At 72.3% G+C, this 20,867-nt stretch carries 19 protein-coding genes; 5 read left to right on the forward strand and 14 right to left on the reverse strand.

Features of this window, described 5'->3' with window-relative positions; translation table 11 throughout:
• Positions 1–132 precede the first annotated feature (132 nt).
• Positions 133–873, forward strand: a complete 741-nt coding sequence (locus tag NS184_RS01180; RefSeq protein WP_083513345.1) for a VOC family protein — start codon at positions 133–135, stop codon at positions 871–873.
• Here the strand turns inward: NS184_RS01180 and NS184_RS01185 are convergent.
• Together NS184_RS01185 and NS184_RS01190 are read right to left on the reverse strand one after the other, a co-directional pair.
• On the reverse strand, positions 833–1,324 hold the full coding sequence (locus NS184_RS01185) for a GNAT family N-acetyltransferase (RefSeq protein WP_058724318.1): 492 nt from the start codon (positions 1,322–1,324) through the stop codon (positions 833–835). The genes NS184_RS01180 and NS184_RS01185 overlap by 41 nt on opposite strands.
• 4 nt (positions 1,325–1,328) lie before the next feature.
• Positions 1,329–2,732: an LLM class flavin-dependent oxidoreductase gene (locus NS184_RS01190; protein ID WP_058724319.1), complete on the reverse strand. Its 1,404-nt coding sequence runs from the start codon at positions 2,730–2,732 to the stop codon at positions 1,329–1,331.
• Between the two features lie 195 nt (positions 2,733–2,927).
• On the opposite strand from NS184_RS01190, the gene NS184_RS01195 reads away from it, so the two are divergent.
• Positions 2,928–3,884 (forward strand): AraC family transcriptional regulator, encoded by a 957-nt coding sequence (locus tag NS184_RS01195; RefSeq protein ID WP_058724320.1) that lies wholly within the window; start codon positions 2,928–2,930, stop codon positions 3,882–3,884.
• 123 nt (positions 3,885–4,007) lie between these two features.
• On the opposite strand, the gene sufU is transcribed toward NS184_RS01195, so the two are convergent.
• The 6 genes from sufU to NS184_RS01225 all read right to left on the reverse strand — a co-directional run bounded on the left by sufU (position 4,008) and on the right by NS184_RS01225 (position 10,835).
• Complete coding sequence (sufU, locus tag NS184_RS01200; RefSeq protein ID WP_058724321.1) at positions 4,008–4,451, reverse strand: Fe-S cluster assembly sulfur transfer protein SufU; 444 nt, start codon at positions 4,449–4,451, stop codon at positions 4,008–4,010.
• The gene (locus NS184_RS01205; RefSeq protein WP_430733530.1) at positions 4,448–5,761 is read right to left on the reverse strand and encodes an aminotransferase class V-fold PLP-dependent enzyme; all 1,314 of its coding nucleotides are present in this window, start codon (positions 5,759–5,761) and stop codon (positions 4,448–4,450) included. The genes sufU and NS184_RS01205 overlap by 4 nt, the downstream gene beginning before the upstream one ends.
• Positions 5,762–5,853: 92 nt before the next feature.
• The gene (locus NS184_RS01210) at positions 5,854–6,066 is read right to left on the reverse strand and encodes an antitoxin (protein ID WP_058724322.1); all 213 of its coding nucleotides are present in this window, start codon (positions 6,064–6,066) and stop codon (positions 5,854–5,856) included.
• 84 nt (positions 6,067–6,150) lie between these two features.
• The gene (locus tag NS184_RS01215) at positions 6,151–7,488 is read right to left on the reverse strand and encodes a chloride channel protein (RefSeq protein WP_083513346.1); all 1,338 of its coding nucleotides are present in this window, start codon (positions 7,486–7,488) and stop codon (positions 6,151–6,153) included.
• A 130-nt stretch (positions 7,489–7,618) separates the two neighbouring features.
• A complete protein-coding gene (locus NS184_RS01220) occupies positions 7,619–9,727 on the reverse strand; it encodes an alpha-galactosidase (RefSeq protein ID WP_058724323.1) in 2,109 nt (702 codons plus the stop codon).
• Between the two features lie 124 nt (positions 9,728–9,851).
• Complete coding sequence (locus NS184_RS01225; RefSeq protein WP_058724336.1) at positions 9,852–10,835, reverse strand: magnesium and cobalt transport protein CorA; 984 nt, start codon at positions 10,833–10,835, stop codon at positions 9,852–9,854.
• Between the two features lie 79 nt (positions 10,836–10,914).
• On the opposite strand from NS184_RS01225, the gene NS184_RS01230 reads away from it, so the two are divergent.
• The gene (locus tag NS184_RS01230; protein ID WP_058724337.1) at positions 10,915–11,715 is read left to right on the forward strand and encodes a tryptophan-rich sensory protein; all 801 of its coding nucleotides are present in this window, start codon (positions 10,915–10,917) and stop codon (positions 11,713–11,715) included.
• A 398-nt stretch (positions 11,716–12,113) separates the two neighbouring features.
• On the opposite strand, the gene ald is transcribed toward NS184_RS01230, so the two are convergent.
• The 4 genes from ald to NS184_RS01250 all read right to left on the reverse strand — a co-directional run bounded on the left by ald (position 12,114) and on the right by NS184_RS01250 (position 16,817).
• Positions 12,114–13,214, reverse strand: coding sequence for an alanine dehydrogenase (gene ald / locus NS184_RS01235; protein WP_058724324.1), 1,101 nt, complete (start codon positions 13,212–13,214; stop codon positions 12,114–12,116).
• Between the two features lie 119 nt (positions 13,215–13,333).
• On the reverse strand, positions 13,334–14,734 hold the full coding sequence (locus NS184_RS01240) for an FAD-binding oxidoreductase (RefSeq protein ID WP_058724325.1): 1,401 nt from the start codon (positions 14,732–14,734) through the stop codon (positions 13,334–13,336).
• Between the two features lie 28 nt (positions 14,735–14,762).
• Positions 14,763–15,773 carry an AraC family transcriptional regulator gene (locus NS184_RS01245; RefSeq protein ID WP_058724326.1) on the reverse strand — a complete coding sequence of 337 codons (1,011 nt, stop codon included), beginning with the start codon at positions 15,771–15,773 and terminating at the stop codon, positions 14,763–14,765.
• Between the two features lie 81 nt (positions 15,774–15,854).
• Positions 15,855–16,817, reverse strand: a complete 963-nt coding sequence (locus NS184_RS01250; protein WP_058724327.1) for a sugar-binding transcriptional regulator — start codon at positions 16,815–16,817, stop codon at positions 15,855–15,857.
• A 190-nt stretch (positions 16,818–17,007) separates the two neighbouring features.
• Between NS184_RS01250 and NS184_RS01255 the strand changes: the two genes are divergently transcribed.
• On the forward strand, positions 17,008–18,750 hold the full coding sequence (locus NS184_RS01255) for a glycerol-3-phosphate dehydrogenase/oxidase (RefSeq protein WP_058724328.1): 1,743 nt from the start codon (positions 17,008–17,010) through the stop codon (positions 18,748–18,750).
• Between the two features lie 130 nt (positions 18,751–18,880).
• Here NS184_RS01255 and NS184_RS01260 read toward each other — a convergent pair whose 3' ends face one another.
• Positions 18,881–19,537: a histidine phosphatase family protein gene (locus NS184_RS01260; protein ID WP_058724329.1), complete on the reverse strand. Its 657-nt coding sequence runs from the start codon at positions 19,535–19,537 to the stop codon at positions 18,881–18,883.
• Positions 19,538–19,563: 26 nt separating this feature from the next.
• Complete coding sequence (ykgO, locus tag NS184_RS01265) at positions 19,564–19,686, reverse strand: type B 50S ribosomal protein L36 (protein WP_056224971.1); 123 nt, start codon at positions 19,684–19,686, stop codon at positions 19,564–19,566.
• Positions 19,687–19,731: 45 nt separating this feature from the next.
• Here ykgO and NS184_RS01270 point away from each other — a divergent pair, with 45 nt between their 5' ends.
• On the forward strand, positions 19,732–20,760 hold the full coding sequence (locus NS184_RS01270) for a GTP-binding protein (protein WP_058724330.1): 1,029 nt from the start codon (positions 19,732–19,734) through the stop codon (positions 20,758–20,760).
• The last annotated feature ends 107 nt before the right edge of the window (positions 20,761–20,867 follow it).

Here is a 20,867-nt window from a genome sequence, read left to right on the forward strand (position 1 = left end):
CTGACCTGGGGTTTTTCGGTGAGGGGAGCCTTACCTGAGCAGTTCTGCAGCGTGTGCGGCAAACCGCATCCTTCCCCGCACGGGGGCCGGACGCGGCGGGGTGCGGAAACCCAGCGCTGTCAGACTCGAGCAATGGGCAGGGGATTCAGGATCGACCACGTGGGCGTCACGGTGCCGGACATCGACGCCGCCACGGCGTTCTTCGCGGCGGCACTCGACGCCGTCTTCCTCTACGACGTCCGGTGCCGGACCGAGGAACCACGGAGCACCCCGGAGGTGCACGGCTACCTCGGGATCCCCTCGACCATGGCGCAGGGGGCCATCCGGATGCTCGCCCTGCCCGACGGGCCCGGACTCGAGCTCTTCGAGTACCTCGGGCCGGACCAGCACTCCCCCGCGACCCCGTCGGACCTCGGGTGGCAGCACGTCGCGCTGTACGTGGACGACATCGACGCTGCGCTCGAGAAGGTCGAACGTGCGGGGGGCGTGCGGAACTCGGACCCGCGAGCACTCCGTGGCGTCGAGGCCGGCGAGGGCAACCGCTTCGTGTACACCCGGACCCCGTGGGGCTCGACGCTCGAACTCGTGAGCTACCCGACCCCGCAGCCGTACCTCCTCACCGCGCCCCGAGCGAAGTGGGCGCCGTGGCCGACGCCGGACGACGCACGGGCGACACCGGTCCCCGTGCCGGCCCCGGCGTTCCGCACCGCGGTCCTCGGCTGGTCGGGTGCGACCACGTTCCGCCGCGGTGGGGTCGACGCACTGCACCCCGAGCCGGTCCCCGCTTGGTCTGCCCTCGTGGCGGCAGCGTCGCGCGCGGTCGCCGCCGTGTTCAGTCCCCGGCGACCCAGGCGCGCGTCGATCGACCGCTGAGCGGGTGCGCGAAGGGCTCGCCGGACGGCCGGAACCCGGCACCGCGGTAGAGCCGGACGGCGGGGGCGTTGTCCTCGAGCGCGTGCAGGACCACCCGCGGGTGTCCCGCACGGCCCGCCGCGGTGACGGCTGCCGCGAGCAGCTCTCGACCGACACCACGGCCCTGTGCCCGCGGCGTCACCGCGAGGAGCGACAGGTACGCCGCATCGTCCGGGTCGCCGGCACCACCGGTACCCGGGGCCGTCACGAGCACGAAGCCGGCGATGCCCGCGTCGTCCTCGGCCACGACGAGCGCGACCCGGTCCACGCCGAACTTCGCGACCGCACGTCGCCGCACCGCGTCGGACTCGGGCAGACCGTCCCGGACGGCGACGGCGGACACCCAGAGGTCCGTGCAGGCAGCGTCCTCGTCCTCCGAGGCGACACGGAGGACGAAGGACGGGACGGTCACCCGCTCAGCCTACGACCGACCGCTCACCGATCCGGTAGCCTGCGCCGCGGTGCTCCTCGGGCAGCCGGTCCCCGCGGCCGTGCAGCTTGTGCCGCAGGGACCCGTCCTGGTACCCGGACGGGTAGACGCCACGGGCGCGGAGCTCGGGCACGACGAACTCGATGACGTCCTCCCACGTGCCCGGCGTCACCGCGTAGGCGAGGTTGAACCCGTCGACGTCGGTCTGCTCCTGGATCCGCTGCAGGGTGTCCGCGATCGTGGCACCCGACCCGACCGCGACCGGGCCGAGCCCGCCGATCGCGGTGTGCCGTGCCAGGTCGCGGATGGTCCACTTCGAGCCGTCCGTGCCCTCGGCCGCGGAGATGTTCGCCGCCGCCGACTGGATCGCGTTCGACTCGACGTCGCCGAGCGGCTCGTCGAGCTCCCACTGCGACAGGTCGACGCCCATCCAGCCGGAGTTGAGCACGAGTGCGCCCTCCTCCGACGCGTACGACAGGTAGTCCTCGTACTTCGCCTGCGCCGCCTCGTCGGTGGCGTCCGTGATGACGGTGAGCAGTGAGTAGATGCGGGCGGCGTAGCGGTCGCGACCGGCTGCCTCCAGGGCGTCCCGGATCTTCGTGACCGTCGCGGCCAACTGCGGCAGCGTCGGTGCCCCGACGAACACGGCCTCGGCGTTCTCGGCCGCGAAGCGGACGCCGCGGGGCGAGGCACCGGCCTGGTAGATGACGGGCGTGCGCTGCACGGACGGCTCGGACAGGTGGATCCCCGGGACGTCGAAGTGCTTCCCGTGGTGCTCGATCGGGTGCACCTTCGCCGGGTCGGTGAAGACCCCGGTCTCGCGGTCCTCGACGACCGCGTCGTCCTCCCACGATCCCTCCCAGAGCTTGTAGAGGACCTCGAGGTACTCGTCGGCGACGTCGTAGCGGTCGTCGTGCGACAGCTGGTCCGTCTGCCCCATGTTGCGGGCTGCGCTCGGCAGGTAGCCGGTCACGACGTTCCACCCGACCCGGCCCTTCGTGAGGTGGTCGAGCGTCGACATGCGGCGGGCGAACGGGTACGGGTGCTCGTACGCGGTCCCGGCGGTGATGCCGAACCCGAGGTGCTCGGTCACCGCGGCCATCGCCGAGACGAGCAGGACGGGGTCGTTCACGGGGACCTGCGACCCCGTCCGGAGCGCGGACTCGTTCGATCCGCCGTACACGTCGTACGTGCCGAGGACGTCGGCGATGAAGATGCCGTCGAACGCGCCGCCCTCGAGGATCTTCGCGAGGTCCGTCCAGTACGACAGGTCGTTGTAGTGCCGCGAGCGGTCGCGGGGGTGGCGCCACAGCCCGGAGGACTGGTGCGCGACGCAGTTCATGTCGAACGCGTTGAAGCGGATCTGCCGGGGTGCACTGTCGGTCGTCACGGTCGCGACGCTACGGGCGGGCGGGCGCGACCGCCAGGGACGTTGCGTCGTGTGACACGCCCGGCCGGGAGGCACGGGTGCGGCCCGCCACGCAGGTCCCGCCCGGCGAGCGCACCGCCGGCCGCGGGCGGGTGCGCTGTCCGCACGCCGAACGGTTGCTGGGCACGAGTCCGCGCGCCACGGCAGGATGCAGGGGTGCCCCAGACCATGCAACGTACCCGGTGGTCCGCGACGACCCAGGACCCGACCCAGGCGTCGGAGCAGCTCCGTGCGCTCCCCGATCTGCAGCGCGTCGCCGTCGAGCCCGGCGCCGACGGGTTCACGTTCGACGTGCGTCGGCGCGGGACCGACCTGCTCTCCCTGTGGTCCTCCGCGTCCTCCGGGGACGTCCACGGCGAGGTGCAGGCCGACACCGCGATGGTCCTCTTCTGGCTGAAGTCCGGCAGCGGCGCGGTCGACGACGACCACGACGTCCCGACCGGCCGGCCGTCGCTCTTCCGCCACGACCTGCAGCACGTGCGGTGGACCGGGTACGAACTCGACCTCATCCGCATCGACCGCCGGACCGTGGAGGAGGTCGCCGCCGAGCGGGGCGCCTGGCGACCAGGGCCCCTGCGGTTCCAGCCCCACCACATCCCGGAGGGACCGGCGCTCGCCGCGTGGTGGCTCATGATCCGTACGGTGGCCGCCGAGGTGTTGCAGGGCCCCTCCGTCGTACCGGAGGCCCGCGAGCGGGAGCTGACGCGGTTCGCCGCCGGCGGGCTGCTCACCGCGATCCCGCACTGGCCGATCGGCGAGCAGGGGCCGCCGCCGACCGCCGCGGCCGCCCGGTTCGCCCGCGCCGAGGGGTTCCTGCTCGACCACGCCACGGAGCAGATCTCGGTCGAGGACGTCGCCGACGCCGCCGGCCTGAGCATCCGCGGTCTGCAGGAGGCGTTCCGGCGGCACCACGGCATCACCCCGACGGAGTACCTCCGTCGCATCCGGCTGCTGCTCGCCAGGGAACAGCTCGAGTCCGGCGAGGCCGACAGCGTCGGCGACGTCGCCCGCGCGGCCGGGTTCGGGCACCTCGGGCGCTTCGCGAGCAGCTACCGCGCGGAGTTCGGCGAGCTGCCGCGCGAGACGTGGTCGGCGTCGCGGAAGGACCGCTGAGACACGGGGCGCCGCGGAATGACCGCTGCGGCACGAGGTGCCGCGGACGGACCGCTGTGCGGCACGCGGCGCCGCGGACGGACCGCTGCGGCACGAGGTGCCGCGGAGACCGACGGCAGGACGTCAGGCGGCGGCTTCGCGCGCGGCTGCCTCGGCGGCGACCCACGCGAGCATGCCGCACTTGACCCGCATCACGAACTTCGAGACACCGTGGAACGCGACGAGGTCCTCGAGGACGTCCTCGTCGGGCTCGCCGGCACCGCGGGAACGCATCATCTCGCGGAACGTCTCGGTGAGCTCGAGGAACTCGGGGACGGTCCGGCCGGGGGCCATGTCCGTCAGCACCGACGCCGACGCCATCGAGATCGAGCAGCCGTCGCCCTCCCACGCGAGTTCCGCGATGCGGTCGGTCCCAGGCTCGAGCCGGACCCGGACGGTGATCTCGTCGCCGCAGGTCGGGTTGCGTTCGAAGTGCTCCGCGTCCGCGTGGTCGAGCGGTTCGTCCCCGTGGCGGGCCTTGGCGTGGTCGAGGATGACCTGCTGGTAGAGGGAGTCGAGGGCGCTCACCGAGTGCCCGCCTCGTCCGCTCCGAAGTACCCGCGGATCTCGCCGACCGCCTGCACGAACCGGTCGACGTCCGACTCGGTCGTGTACACGTAGCTGCTCGCCCGGGTGGTCGCGACGAGGCCGAGGCGGCGGTGCAGCGGCTGGGCGCAGTGGTGTCCGGACCGCACCGCGATGCCCTGCGCGTCGAGGTACTGGGCGACGTCGTGCGCGTGCACGCCGTCGACGTCGAACGACACCAACCCCGAGCGGGGGACCCCGACCGGCGGCCCGACGACGCGGATCCCCTCGACGGCCGCGAGCCCGTCGAGCATGCGCTGCGCCAGGTGCTCCTCGTGCGCGCGGACCCGGTCGGTCCCGATGCCCTCGAGGTACCGGACGGCCTCGGCCAGCGCGACCGCCTGCGAGACCGGTTGCGTGCCCGCCTCGAAGCGCTCGGGAGCGGGCATGAACTCGCTGGACTCCATCGTCACGGTCGTGATCATCGACCCGCCGGTGCGGAACGGCGGGAGTGCATCGAGCAGCTCGGCGCGCCCCCAGAGCACGCCGACGCCGTTCGGCCCGAGCATCTTGTGCCCGGAGAACGCGGCGAAGTCGACACCGAGGTGCCCGAGGTCGAGCGGCCGGTGTGGCGCTGACTGACAGGCGTCGAGGACGACGAGCGCCCCCTTCGCGTGGGCGAGCGCGACGACCTCGGCGACCGGGGCGACCATGCCGGTGACGTTCGAGACGTGGGCGAACGCGACGACCTTCGTGCGGTCGGTGATGTGCTCGGCGGCGTCCGCTGCGGTCCAGGTGCCCGCGTCGCTGACGGGGATCCAGCGGAGGGTCGCGCCCGTGGTCGCAGCGAGCTCCTGCCACGGGACGAGGTTCGCGTGGTGCTCGGCCTCCGTGACCAGGACCTCGTCACCCGGGACGAGCCGGAAGCGCTCGGCGGCGGCACCGCCCCGGCCGCGGCTCGCGTTCGCGAAGCCGTACGCCACGAGGTTGAGGGCGTCCGTGGCGTTCGCCGTCCAGACGACCTCGCGCGGAGCAGCCGCACCGACGAAGCGCGCGACCGTGGCGCGGGCGTCCTCGTAGGCGTCGGTGCTCAGCGCTGCGAGCGTGTGCGCGCCCCGGTGGACCGCGGCGTTGTCGCGTTCCAGGAAGGCGCGCTCGGCGTCCAGGACCTGCGCCGGGCGCTGCGCGGTCGCCCCGGAGTCGAGGTAGGCGAGCGGCTGACCGTTCACCTCCTGCTGCAGGATCGGGAAGTCCGCCCGGATGCGGAGCACCTCGTCCTCGGTGAGCGCGGTGCTCGGTCCCACGATGGTCACGGTCGGTCCTCCTGGTGTCGCCGGTTCGGACAACCCGTCAATCGTGGTCGTTGTTCCCGCCGACGTCCAGTCGGACCGCCGTCGACCGGCTGCTACTCGTTGCCGATGTGCTTGTCGGCCGTGTCGCGTGCGCTGTCGATCTTGTCGTCGAACTTCCCGCCGGTGGCCTTCTTGACCGCGTCGGCGACGCCGTCGAGCACCTTGTCGCTGACGCCCTCGGCCTTCTCGCTCTTGAGCGCATCCTGCACCTTGCCGTCCTGCAGGAACTGCTGTGCCTTCTTGGTGATGTCGTCGAACCCGGCCATGATCGGCTCCTCCACTCGGGCGGAGCCGGTCTGCCCCGCGTGGGGGCGATGGTAGGCGGTCTCCTGCCCGGTGTCCGGACGGCGTCAGGCCATCTGGGCGCTGCGGCGACGAGCGAGCACGTAGGAGACGGCGACCGACCCGGTGACGGCGAGCAGGGACGGCACGAGGATGTCGGTGCCCTGCTGGGTGAACTCCACGACGAGCACCAGGGCGGTGAAGGGTGCCCGCATCGTCGTCGCGAGGAACGCCGCCGCGCCAACGAACGCGAACGCGGCGAGCGACGTCGAGTCGACGGGCCAGAGCAGCAGCCACAGCCCGCCGAGGCCGCCCCCGATCGCCGACCCGATCGCGATCGACGGCGTGAGGGTGCCCCCGACCGCTCCGGCGCCGATCGTGACGGCAGTGGTGGCGGTCTTCAGGACGCCGAGGACGAGCAGCAGCAGGATCGGCACGAGCCCCAGCACCGAGGCGTCGTCGAGGGCGGCGTTCATGGCGACGACGCCGAGCGCCCGGCCGTTGCCGAGGACCTCGGGGAACGGCACCGCGACGAGCCCCACGAGCGCGAACGCCACCGGGAGCACGACGAGCAGGTGCCAGCCCTTGGGCGAGATCCCCTGCAGCCGGTTCGTCAGCTTCACGAAGCCGACCCCGGCGAAGCCCAGCACCGGTCCGACGATCACCGACCAGACGAGCAGCGACTCCGACATCGGCATCGCGGGCACGTGGTAGAGCACCTCGTCGGGGATCACGAGCCGCGCGGTGAAGGCGGCGATCGCACTCGTGGCGAAGGCCGGCAGGGCCGTCGCGAAGGTGAGCTCGCCGAGGAGCACCTCGACCGCGAAGAGGGCTCCGCCGAGCGGCACGTCGTACACGGCGGCGAGGCCGGCCGCGGCACCGCACGCGACGAGGATGCGGGTCTCACGAGCGGTGAGCCCCGCCCGGACGGTCACGAGCTGGGCGAGCCAGGCGCCGAGCTCGCGCGGCGCCACCTCTTTCCCGATGGACCCGCCGAGGCCGACCGCGAGGATCTGCACGCCCGCGTTCGCCACGGTCGAGAGCGCCGGCATCCGCTTCCCGGCGACCGCGGCGGTCACGGCGACCGTGGGTCTCGCCCAGCGTCGGAGCGCCCACCACGCGACCGCGGTCAGGACGCCGGCTGCGGCGACCGCGAGGAACCGGCGCCACCCGGAGTCCGCGTCCGCCGCCTCGAGGTGTCCGCCGTGGGGGAACCCGAACGCGACGAACTGGATCAGCTGCAGCGCGAGCCACACCGCGATGCCGGCGATGCCGCCCGCGACGCCCACGAGCGCGGTGACGACGGCGATGCGGAGCGCCCAGATCGGAGTGGCGTGACCGGCCGGGGTGGCGTGACCGGCGGAGGATGCCCGTCCGGCGGGGATGGCGTGACCGGTGCGCGGCATGGCATCGAGCCTACCGAGCACCGGTCACACGTCCGTCCGTCGTGACGCCGGACGACAGGGCGCCGTCCGTCCGCCGTGGCGCCGGACGACAGGGCGCCGTCCGCCGGTCGTGACGTCCGTCGACGCGGCGTCAGACCGCCGTGACGCGGAACGGAACCACGGCGTCGGCGGGCAGGTGCGGCGGTTGGACCCCGACCGTCGTGAGGACCCGGCCGGAGAACTCCCGGGCGCCCGACCACCACGCGGGTGTCCGCAGCCCGTGCAGCTCGCCGACGACGACCGGGTCGACCCGGTAGCGCGTCTCCGGGTCGAGGTCGCGGAAGCGCACCCGGCCGGTGTTCGACACGTCCGCCCACCCCGTGCTCGCGAGGAAGAACACCGCGCTCCGCCGGTCCGGTGCGACGGTGCCGTAGACGAGCCGGGTCGGCTCGACCTCGTCGACCCGGACCAGGTCCCCGCCGTGCAGCAGGGGGCGGAGCTCCTTGTAGAGCGCGGTCCACGCGGCGAGGTCGCGCAGTTCGTCGTCGGTCGCGCGGGCGAGGTCCCACTCGACGCCGAGGTGCCCGACGAGCGCCGTCCCGGCCCGGAAGGCGAGGTCGTGGTACCGCCCGGTCGTGTGGTTCGTGCCGCTCGCGACGTGCGCGCCGAGGAGTTCCGGCGGCAGGAGCTGCTGCGTCCAGCGGTGCATCCGCTGCCGCTCCGACGGATCGATGCAGTCGGACACCCACACGCGGTCGGTGTGCTCGACGACGCCGAGGTCGACCCGGGCGCCGCCGGACGAGCACGACTCGATCTCGAGCGTCGGGAAGCGCTCCTTGAGCGTCGCCATCAGCCGGTAGGTCGCCAGGGTCTGCTCGTGCACGGCTGCTCCGCCGCCGGGGAAGCCCGCCTCGACCAGGTCGCGGTTGTGGTCCCACTTGACGTAGTCGACGCCGTACTCGCCGATGATCGCGGTCATCCGCTCGAGGACGTACGCGAACGCCTCGGGGATCGCGAGGTCGAGCACCTGCTGGTCGCGGGAGCGCACGGGGAGCCGGCCGTCCGCCTGCATGATCCACTCGGGGTGCGCCCTGGCGAGGTCGCTGTCCTCGTTGACCATCTCCGGTTCGAACCACAGCCCGAACTGCATGCCGAGCCCACGGACCCGGTCGACGATCGGCCCGAGCCCGTCCGGCCAGACGTCCTCGTCCACGTACCAGTCCCCGAGCCCGGCGTGGTCGTCGCGACGGTGGCGGAACCAGCCGTCGTCGAGGACGTAGCGCTCGACGCCGAGGGCCGCGGCGCGCTCGGCGAGGTCGGTGAGCCGGTCGAGGTCGTGGTCGAAGTAGACGGCCTCCCAGACGTTGATCGTCATGGGGCGCGGGGTCGAGGGGTGCTGCGGACGACGGCGGAGCCAGCGGTGGAAGCGTCGGGCCTGGTCGTCGAGGCCGTCGCCGTACGCGAACCACACCCACGGCGACCGGTACGACTCCCCCGCCCGGAGCCGGACCTCGCCGGGCAGCAGGAGTTCCCCGCCGCCGACGACCTGCCGCCCGGTGGACAACCGCTCGGCGAGGTGCCGGTGGTTGCCGCTCCAGCCGGTGTGCACGCCCCAGACCTCGCCGTGACCGAACCCGAACCCGGGCTCGCCGACCGAGAGCACGGTCGCGGCGTCCGGCCCGGTGCGGCCCCGCCGGTTGTCGCGTTCGTGCGTGCCGACCTGCAGCGTGCTCCGCTGCGGGGTCCGCTCGCCGCCCCACCGACCGGCGAGGTCGAGGACCTCGCGGGCTCGGTCCGGGACCGGCAGCGCGAGGTGCACGTCGTCGAGCGTGTAGGTGCCGTCGCCGGTGTTCGTCACCTCGGCACGGGTGCGGACCAGCCCGGACGAGGTCAGCTCGACCTCGAGCACGACCGCGAGGCCGGCGGTGTCGTCGGTCGCGCGCGCCACGACCGTGGAGTCGGTGACGTCGAGCGACGACACCGTGAAGGCGGGTGACCAGTCCCGTCCGTCGCGGTGTCCGGAGATCCCCGGCCGGCCGTTCCAGCCGCGGTGCGGCTCCGGCAGGACGGCGAGGCGGACCGGGACGTCGGCCTCGTTCGGCGCGACGACGGCGACGTCGGCGGCTGCCAGGGCAGCGAGGTCCTCCGGGGTGACGTCGCCCAGGGCGGCGCCCCAGTGGACGACGGCTGGGAGCGCTCCCGGAGAACAGTCGAGGACGAGGGAGACACCCTCGGCGGTGAGGTGGACGACGTCGGTCATGCAACGACCTTGGCACACGACCACGGGCGACACGCGCGCGTGACGCGCGACCGGACGACGGCCTGGAGGCCCGTGGCGGCGCCGCCACGGGCCTCCAGGCCGACCCGTCCCGTGTCGCGAGCCGTCAGAACCAGCGCTTGACCTTGAACACGACGAAGAGGGTCGCCGCGAACAGGACCATCGCGAGGATGGACAGCGGGTAGCCCCACGTCCACTGCAGCTCGGGCATGTGCGTGAAGTTCATGCCGTAGATCGCTGCGATGAGCGTCGGCGCGAAGAGGATCGCCGCCCAGCCGGAGATGCGTTTCGTGTCGTCGTTCTGCTTCTGCGCCGCGAGCGTCGAATCGACCGTCAGGGCGTTCTGCAGGAGCTGGCGGAACGTGTCGAGGCGCTCCACCGTGCGGATCGCGTGGTCGAGGACGTCACGGAAGCGGCGCTGCATCTCGACGGGCAGGTGGTACTTCTCCGCGCCCCGGTGCAGGTTCTCGATCATGTACACGAGGGGTCGGGCGGCCCGCTGGAACGCGACGACCTCGCCGAAGAGCTCGTAGATGCGCTTCGACACCCCGGGGACGCCAGCGAAGAGCTGGTCCTCGATCTGGTTGATGTCCTCCTCGAGGCCGTCGATGACCGGCAGGTAGCCGTCGACGATCGAGTCCATCAGCGCCCAGAGCTGCGCCTGCGGACCCGCCGTGACGAGTCCGGGCTTCCCGCTCATCCGCTGCAGGGCACGCGGGACGGCTTGCGGACCACGGGGGTCGGCGGGGACGACGGCCAGGAAGAAGTCCGCGCCGACGAAGGCGTGCACCTCGCCGAACTCGACCTCCTCCTTCTCGTCGTGGTAGACCGCGGGCTTCAACACGACGAAGAGCGTCTCGCCGTAGCGCTCGAGCTTCGGCCGCTGGTGCCCCTCGGCGGAGTCCTCGACCGCCAGCTCGTGCAGGCCGAGTGCGACGGCCACGTCCCCGAGCTCCTCCGCGTCGGGCTGGTGGAGCACGATGCAGGCGCTCGCACCCTGCTCCGCGAGCATCCGGAAGGCGTCCGGGAGCGACGGACACGCGATCGGCGCGATCTTGTCGACGTACACGGTGTTCAGCTCCACGCTCACGTCCCCCACCGTACGCAGGACGCACGGGGTGTGGGCGCGTACCGTCGTGGTCATCAGCATGCTGACGAAGGGAGCGGACATGACTGGGACACGGATCTGGCGGATCATCGTCGTCGTGAGCGCGGTGATCGCGGTGGTCGGGTCGTTCATCGGGTCGGGAGCCGCGGGCGGCACCCCGATCCAGGACGCCGCGGGCGGAGCGCTCTCCGCGTCGTCGACGTCGATCGCCCCGGACGGACCCGCGTTCGGCATCTGGTCGGTGATCTACCTCGGGCTGATCGTGTACGCCGTGCGGCAGCTGTTCCGGACCGCGGACGACGAGCGACACGCACGCCTGGCCCTGCCGGCGACGCTCTCGCTCCTGCTCAACGCGGCGTGGATCCTGTCCGTGCAGTTCGGCTTCCTCTGGGCGAGCGAGCCGATCATCGTCGCGCTGCTCGTGGTGCTCGTGTGGACGTTCGCGATCCTGCGGCGCACCCGGCCGTCCGGCGTCGTCGACGCGATCGTCACCGACGGCACGTTCGGGCTCTACCTCGGGTGGGTCTGCGTCGCGACCGCGGCGAACACGGCGGCGGTGCTGACGGCCGCGGGCTTCCGGGGTTTCGGGCTCGGGCAGGACGTCTGGGGCGTGCTCGTGGCCGCGGTGGCCGGGCTCGTCGGAGTCTTGCTCGCGGTGTGGGGTCGCGGTCGGGTCGCGCCCACGCTCTCGCTGTGCTGGGGTCTCGCGTGGGTTGCGGTCGGACGGCTCGACGGGCCGCTCGTGTCGGTGCCGACCGCCGTGACGGCCGTGGTCGCCGTGGTCGTCGTGCTGCTCGTGACGCTCGTGGCGCGGAGCCGCGCGGGGTGGGCTGCCCGCCGGCCGGTGGTCGCTCCCGCCTGACGGTCGCTGCCACGAGACTCGGCCTGACGGACACCGCCGCCTGACGGTCGCTGCCACGAGACTCGGCCTGACGGACACCGCCGCCTGACGGTCGCTGCCACGAGACTCGGCCTGGCGGACACTTTCCTCGCTCAGGAGCGCGAGAAGTGTCCGCCAGCGCGAGACTCGGGTCAGCATCGAGGAGCCGACGGGGCGGACGCGCACCGGGCCTCCCGGCCGAGCGACGCGCCACGAGCCACGAGACCCGGAGTCGCGGTCCCGAGACTCGGCGCGGCGGCCACGAGACTCGGCCTGACGGACAGTTCCCGCGCTCAGGAGCGCGAGTACTGTCCGCCGGCACGAGACTCGACCTCCCGGGCAGCGACCAGCCGCCACCCCGCGCGGCGCGCGGCGCCGCGTCAGCGCGCGGCGACCGCCAGGCCGTGCGCGGCGGCGACCGCCTCGTTCGCTACCTGCCCCTCGTGCACGTTCAGCCCGAGCGCGAGCGCCGGGTCGTCGGCGAGCGCCTGCTCCCACCCGCGGTTCGCGATCGCCACGGCGTACGGCAGCGTCGCGTTCGTCAGCGAGATCGTCGACGTGCGCGGCACTGCACCGGGCATGTTCGCGACGCAGTAGTACACCGCGTCGTGCACGCGGAACGTCGGGTCATCGTGGGTCGTCGGCCGGGCCCCCTCGAAGCACCCGCCCTGGTCGATCGCGATGTCGACGAGGACCGACCCGGGCTGCATGTCGGCGACCATCGCGTCCGTCACGAGCTTCGGTGCCGAGGCTCCGGGGATGAGCACCGAGCCGATCACGAGGTCCGCGGACGCCAGGGCCGAGGCGATCGCGTGCGACGAGGACCGCAGCGTCGTGATGCGTCCGTCGAACCGGGCGTCGAGGGCACGGAGCCGCGGCAGGCTGATGTCGAAGACCGTGACCTCGGCACCGAGTCCGAGCGCCATCGTCGCCGCGTGCTCCCCGGCGACACCGCCGCCGATCACGACGACGCGCCCCTTGGGGGTGCCGGGGACCCCGCCGAGCAGCAGACCCCGCCCGCCGTTCGTCCGCATGAGGTGGTACGCCCCGACCTGGGCGGAGAGGCGCCCGGCGATCTCCGACATCGGCGACAGCAGCGGGAGCGACCGGTCCGGCAGCTGGACGGTCTCGTAGGCGATCGCCGTCGCCCCGGACTCCATGAGCGCCGTGGTCAGCGGACGGTCGGCGGCGAGGTGCAGGTAGGTGAAGAGCACCTGCCCCGGTCGGATCGACGCGTACTCCGACGCGACCGGCTCCTTCACCTTGAGGATCATCTCCGCGCGGGACCAGACCTCGGCCGCGGTCTCGACGATGGTGGCGCCGGCAGCGGCGTACTCGTCGTCCGGGAACGCGGACCCGACGCCCGCTCCGGCCTGCACGAGGACCTCGTGGCCGTGCAGCGTCAGCTCCGCGACACCGGCGGGGGTCGCCGCGACGCGGTACTCGTTGTTCTTGACTTCGGTGGGGACGCCGATCAGCATCACGGACTCCTTCGTGGGCGGTGCTCGTTCGACACCACGATGCGCCGCGGTTCGTTACGGAGAGGTTTCCGCCGAACATCTGCGCATCATCTGGCCGAGAAGTGCCACAGAGTTCGGCGTCAGGACACCTTGCCGGGGTTGAGGATGCCCTTCGGGTCGAAGACACGCCGGATCCCGCGCTGGAGCTCGAGGACGTCCGCTCCGACCTCGTCGCCGAGGTGGTGCCGCTTCAGCACACCGACCCCGTGCTCGCCGGTCAGGGTGCCGCCGAGCTCGATCGCCGCCCGGAAGAGCGCGTCGGCGGCGTCCCACACCTTCTGCGGCACGACCTCGCCGTCGAACACGAAGTTCGGGTGCAGGTTGCCGTCGCCCGCGTGCGCGCAGGTCGGGATCGGCAGGTCGAACTCGCGGCCGATCGCCTCGACGCGGTCGAACATCTCGGCGAGGCGGCTCCGCGGCACGGCGACGTCCTCGATGAGCACACGCCCGCGCGCCGCCATCGCTGCGTGGAACGACCGGCGGATGGTGAGCAGGCGCTCACGTTCCGCCGCCGAGCCGGCCAGGCGGACGGTCCCGCCCTCGACCTGGAGGCGCGGCACGGCTCCCAGCGCATCCTGCGTCGCGTCCGGGCCGTCGTACTCCACGAGGAGGAACACCCCGCCCTCCTGACCGCTCCCCACGGTCTCGGCCACCACGCTCGGCCCGAGGTGGTCGGCGATGTACCCGAGCGACGACGCGTCGAGGAGCTCGACCGTCGACGGGCGTGCGGCACCGTCGGCGGACGCGGCGACGATCGCCGCCGACGCCGCGGCCGCCTGGTGCACCGTCGGGAACACCGCGCCCAGGGTGGCGGGCGCACCCGCCGGCACCGGCACGAGCCGGACGGTCGCGCCGACGATGACGCCGAGGGTGCCCTCCGAGCCGACCATGAGCGACGTGAGGTCGAGGCCCGTCACGCCCTTCACCGTCCGGTGCCCGGTGGAGACGAGTCGGCCGTCGGCGAGGACCACGTCGAGTCCGAGTACCGCTTCGCGCGTGACGCCGTACTTCACGCAGCGCAGCCCGCCGGCGTTCGTGGCGATGTTGCCGCCGACACTCGCGATCGCGGCACTCGCCGGGTCGGGCGCGAAGCGGAGTCCGTGGTGTGCGACGGCGTCGTTCAGCGCGCCGTTCAGCACGCCGGGCTCGACGACCGCGAGTTCGTCCTCCGGTGAGACCTCGAGGATGCGGTCCATGCGCGCGACGCTCAGCACGACCGAGCCGTCGGTGCCGTTCGCGCCGCCGGCAAGCCCGGTACCGGCACCGCGCGGCACGACCGGCACCCCGAGCGCCGAGCACGTGCGGAGCGTCGCCTGCACGTGCTCCACCGTGCGGGCCACGACCACCGCGAGGGGCGACCCGTCGGCCACCCAGCCCGACTTGTCGGTCCGGGACGCCTCCACCGCAGCGTCGTCCGTGCGGACGACCACACCGTCCGAGTCCGAGAGGGCGGTACGGAGGGCGGCGACGACGGAGTCCATGTCCAGCACGCTACCGGGGACGGTGGCTTCAGCTCGCGCGGAGCGACTCACTGGGCAGTTCGCCGAACCGCGACCGGTACGACGCCGAGAAGCGGCCGAGGTGGCCGAAGCCCCAGGTGCGGGCGATCTCGGCGACCGTCGTGCCGTCCGGGGCACCGCGGAGCAGGTCGACCCGGGCGCCGTCGAGTCGAGCCGCACGGAGGACGTCCCCCGGGGTCTGCCCGAGGTTCCGCTTGAGCGACTGCTGGAGCCCGCGCGGGCTGAGGCCCGATGCCGCCGCGATCTCCGGCGTCCCGATCGGCTCACGAGCATGGGCGTGCACGAACTCGAGTGCTCGGCGAAGCCGTTCGTGCTCGGGCCCCGAGCCGGTGACCGCCGCGCGCCAGCGACTGCGCTCGGGGAACGCCGCGATCGCCGCGCGGACGAAGGACTCGGCGGCGTCACGCTGCTCCAGCGGGCTCATGTCGTTCGACGCGTCCAACCACCGCGGGGACAGCTGCCGCACGGTGTCCTGCCAGATCCGCGCGCCCTCGGCGGTCGGACGCCGGAGTGCCTCGAACGAGAAGTCGTCGTCGCCGACCACGGACCGGACGAAGTCGCGGTCGAGGTGCACGAGGTTCAGCGCGATGTCGTGGTGGTGCAGCTGGTAGGTGTCAGCGAAGGGCAGCACGACCGGGACACCCGCTCGCAGCTCCACTTCGCTGCCGTCGTACGTGATGGTGCTCGCGCCCGAGCTCATCCAGGCGACGAGGAAGGCGTCGTCCACACGGCTCTCGCTCTGCAGGTCCACCCCGAACCGTGAGGACCGCAGCGAGACGCGGTCGTCACCGACGCCGGCGAACGTCCAGGGGGTGGTGGCGCGGACCCGGCGGACGCGGGGCGCGCGGAGGTCGTAGCCATCGCTGAAGAAGGTGAGCGCCTCGTCGAGGTCTTGTCCGACGATGCGTCGAGCGCTCCGGGCTTCCACGAGGGGTCCGGAGGAGGGTTCGGTGACTCCGGACGCCGTCGACGACCGGTCGGTCTCGTTGCGGGACACCATGCACCGGAATCTACGGGACACCACCGACAACCATTCGCGCGATGTGGACAAACGGCTGGTCAGCCCCGTCGGCCCGGCCCGTCACGGTTGCAGGACGGCCTGCCCGATGCTCTCGTCGATGATGAGGTCGGTCACGAGTCCGGCCGCCAGCGCCCCGCGCAACGACGCCGCCTTCGACCGGCCGGCCACGACGCACACCCGTCTCGGCGCGTGCTTGATCGTGTCCAGGTCCGGTCCGCCGGCCCGGGCGTTCACGTCGATGTCGCGCCATGAACCGTCGGCCCGGTAGAACACCGTCGAGACGTCGCCGACGACCTTGGCCCGCACGAGCTCCTCCTGGTCCGCGGGGTCGAGGTAGCCGCCCGAGTAGACGTGCGACGGCACCGGGGCCTGCGGCGCTCCGACGCCGAACACCACGAGGTCCATGCGCTCGTGCAGGTCGAGCACGCGACGGATCGACCGCTCCTTGAAGAGCATCTCCTTCGTGGCGGGATCGTCGAAGAACGCCGGCACGGGGAACTGCTGCACGAACGCGCCGTACGCCTCGCCGAACCGTCGGAGGATCTCGGACGCGTACACGATCCCCGTCGTGCGGGTGTTCGCGGCGCCGTTCACCTGCACGATCGTCGACCCGTGCGTCGTCTTCGGCACGAGGTACCGGCTGACCGCGCTCACCGTCGAGCCCCACGAGATGCCGATGACCATGTTCGAGTCGATGTACTGGGTGAGGATGCGGGCGGCGGAGAGCGCGACCCGCTCGAGGCGGTCGACGTCACTGGTGTGGTCGGGCACCGGGACGACGTGCGCGTGCACCCCGAAGCGCGACCGGATCGACCGACTGAGCGCCGCCGCCTGGTCGAGGGGCGACCGGATCTGGATGTCCACGAGGCCGGTGTCCCTGGCGTACTTCAGCAGCCGGGACACCGACGATCGGGACGTCCCGAGCTCGTCCGCGATGGCGTCCATCGTCAGGTCCTGCAGGTAGTACAGGTGCGCGGCGCGCAGCGCCTGCTGGGTGCGCACGGGCTGGGCGGCATCGCTCATGGTGCTCCGATCTGTTGCACCGCAACCATGCACGGACGTGCACGGCCTCTGCAACCCCTGTCGCGCCTCCCGGCCCGCTCCGGAGCGACCACGACAGGTGTGCTGCACGTTCGTGCACGCAAGTTGCCCAGCCTCCCACCCAGGAGCACCATCGATCCCGAACCAACCCGATCGAGCAAGGAAGCGACACATGTCGAAGAAGACGCAGCCCCGGAACACGGTGAGCGCCCTCACGGAGCGCCCCAACGCCCAGGTCCTCATCGTCGGTGGTGGCATCAACGGCATCGCCACCTTCCGCGACCTCGCACTGCAGGGCGTCGACGTCGCGCTCGTCGAGCGCGGCGACTACGCGAGCGGTGCCTCGGCGGCCTCGAGCCACATGATCCACGGCGGCATCCGCTACCTCGAGAACGGCGAGTTCCGACTCGTCCGCGAGAGCGTGCAGGAGCGCAACGGCCTCATCCGCATCGCCCCGCACTACGTCAAGCCGCTGCAGACGACGATGCCGATCTTCTCGACGTTCTCCGGCATCATGAACGCCCCGCTGCGGATGCTCACGCACAAGCAGCGCTCGACGAAGGAGCGCGGCGCAGCGCTCATCAAGATCGGCATGACGATCTACGACTCGTTCTCGCGCGACGGCGGCTCGGTGCCGAAGCACCGCTTCCTCACGAAGAAGGCGGCGCTGGCGGACATGCCGGCGCTCAACAAGGACCTCAAGTACACGGGCACCTACTACGACGCCTCCGTGCACGAGCCGGAGCGCCTCGCGCTCGACGTGCTCAAGGACGGGCTCGCCGCCGGCACCGGCACCGGCTCGGCAGCGACGGCCCGCGCCGTCAACTACGTCGAGGCCGCGGGCACCCGCGACGGTGGCGTGCTGCTCCGCGACCGCGAGACCGGTTCCGAGTTCACCTTCGCCGCCGACGTCGTGATCAACGCCTCCGGACCCTGGACCGACCTCACCAACGAGGCGTTCGGCGGCGAGACGACGTTCATGGGCGGCACGAAGGGCTCCCACATCGTCGTGCACAACGACGAACTCCTCGAAGCGACCAAGGGCCGCGAGCTGTTCTTCGAGAACAACGACGGCCGCATCGTGCTCATCTACCCGCTCAAGGGCCGGGTCCTCATCGGCACGACCGACATCGACGCCGACCCCTCGCAGCCGGTCACCACGACCGAGGAGGAGATCGACTACTTCTTCGGGCTCGTGAAGCACGTGTTCCCGCAGATCGAGGTCACCCGCGACCACATCGTCTACAGCTACTCCGGCATCCGTCCGCTCCCCCGCCACGAGGACACCGCGCCCGGGTTCGTGTCCCGCGACTACCGGATCGTGGACACCGAGATCGCCGGGCTCCCCGACTCGACCGTGCTCTCCCTCGTCGGTGGCAAGTGGACCACGTTCCGCGCCCTCGCCGCGCACCTCTCCACCGAGGCCACGACGAAGCTCGGGGTCACCCGCAAGGTCGACACCACCGGCATGCCGATCGGCGGCGGCAAGGACTTCCCGACCACCGACGCGCAGCGCGCCCTCTGGGTGAAGTCGCACCGTGACGGCCTCGACGCCGGCCTCGTCGAGGGCCTGCTCGAGCGCTACGGCACGCGCGCCGCGGAGGTCGTCGACGTCCTCACCGACGGCCCGGTCGAGCAGCTCGAGTCCGACCCGAAGCTCACCCGCGCGGAGGTCGCGTACTTCGCCGAGCACGAGCAGGCGGTGCACCTGGTCGACGTGGTGCTGCGTCGCACGAACCTCGCGTTCGTCGGTGGGGTCACGATCGACCTGCTCGACGAGCTCGCCGACGTCATGGCCGGGGCGCTCGACTGGAGCGCCGAGGAGCGCGCCGACGAGGTGCAGCGCACGCTCGACGTGCTGCGCGAATCGCACGGCGTGATCGTGCCGCTGCACACGGCGGCGCAGCCCGCGTAGTCCACGCAGGTCGCGTTCCGACGTGACCGGATGACGGACGGGAGGCCCGGTACCAGCTGGTGCCGGGCCTCCAGTCCGTCGTGTGGCCGCGTTGCGCGACCCGCGTGACGTCGCGTTGCGCGGCGCGCTGTCAGTAGCGCTCGCCGGTCGGGTCCTGGGCGGTCCGGTCGATGAGCTCCTCGCCGCCGACCGGCTCGCCCTCCCAGTCGACGAGGCGCCAGCCGCCGTCGAACGAGCCCTCGAGCTCGACGATCCCGGTGTTCTCCAGGTGCCGCTTCGTCCCGAACTCGTCCGGCGTGTTCTGCGCGACCGCGCTCGCCCACGTCCGGATCGCGGCGCCGTGGCTCACCGCGGCCGCGACCTCGACCTCCGACGCCAGGATCTGCCGCACGGCCCCGTCGTAGCGCGCGAAGAACTCGGAGCCGCTCTCCCCGCCGGGCATGCGGCTCTCGCGGTCCCCCTGCGACCAGCCGTGCACGGTCGCGATGTAGGTCTGCACGGACACCGTGTCGCTCTTGCCCTGGGTGTCCCCGGCCTCGATCTCACGGAGGCCGTCCAACACCTCGGGCTCCAGGCCGAGCGCGGCGGCGAGCGGTGCCGCGGTGAGCTGCGTCCGGACCATCGTCGAGACGAAGAGCCGCTCGATGCCACGGTCGGCGAGGGCTGCCGGGAGCGCGGCGGCCTGCTGCTGCCCGAGCTCGGTGAGTCCGGGGCCGGGCACCTCGGCGTCGAGGATGCCGTGCACGTTCGCGGGGGTCTGGCCGTGGCGGATGAGCAGCAGTCGCATGGTGCCACCCTACGGAAGCGGTGGCGTCATCCCTGCCGGGTGTTCCAACGCGGATCCTTCTTGTTGATGACGTAGACGCGACCGCGGCGGCGGACGACCTGCGAACCAGGGATCTTCTTCAGTGCCTTGAGCGAGTTGCGGACCTTCATCGGGAGCCTCCTTGTTGGTAACGATTCTCATGTAGATTAACCCACATGCTCGTCGCCTCGATCACGCTCGTCTCCGCCCTCCACGTCCCGGACGCCGTCGACACGGCCGCGCGGATCGACACCGGACACCGGATGCACCTCGGCGGGGACGCCGTGTCGGTCGCGCGAGCGGTGGCGGAGCGCGCCGACCGTCTGGACCGGCTGTGCGGGCCGGACGCCGACCACGGACTCGTCGTCAGTCTCGCCCCCGGCACCGACGTCCGGGCCGTGGGGATGATGCTCGCGAACGCGGCACGCGCCGAGCACGGCGACGACCGGATCCTGCGACACGTCGTGTCCGTGCTGCGCGCCGACGACGTCGCGCGGCTGCTGTGGGGCGACGTCGACGACGCGTTCGTCGCCGCCGACCGGATCGCGTCGCTCGTCGAGTACGCCACGGTCGTCGTGCTCGACCGCATCGAGCCCCTGTCCGGACGTCGACGTCGTGCCCTGGTGTCGCTGCTCCACCGACTGGCCCCGAACGCCGTGGTGCTCGCCGGGCCGGCCGTGCGCGGGCCGCGCGACCTGCCGGTGTCGAACGGCGGTGCCGCCCGGTTCCTGGCGTCGGGCGCGGGGTGGATGCGCGGACTGTCGGGCGCCGCCGACCACGGCCGCGACGAGCACGACGAGCTCGTCACGCTCCGCTACCGCGAGCCGCTCCCCTTCCACCCGGGACGGCTCGCCGCCACCATCGAGCAGGACCTCGCACCGGGCGTGAACGGACGCGTCCTGCGGTCGAAGGGGTTCTTCCGGCTCGCTTCACGGCCCGACCACCTCGGCTCGTGGTCGAGTCTCGGTGCGATGCTCTCGCTCGACCCGACGGCGAACGCCTCGTGGGACCCGGATGCGCCGGTCGGACAGGCGATCTGGTTCGTCGGCGAACGGCTCGACGTCCCCGGGATCGAGCGGGCGCTCGACCGTGCGCTGCTGACGCCGTCCGAACTCCTGGCCGGGCCGGACCTGTGGCGCACGTGGGCGGACCCGTTCCCGGTCTGGCCGGCGCTCGACCCGTCACACGGTCACCACGGCGACTGACCGGTCGCGTGCACGGTCGCGACGGACGGCGCGCCGGTCGGAGCGGCCGGCGGGGGTGGGGTGCTGTCTCCTATACACATCACCGGGCACACGAGACTAAGGCGAAA

The sequence above is a fragment of the Curtobacterium luteum genome (assembly GCF_001475545.1).
Classification (GTDB): Bacteria; Actinomycetota; Actinomycetes; order Actinomycetales; family Microbacteriaceae; genus Curtobacterium; species Curtobacterium luteum_A.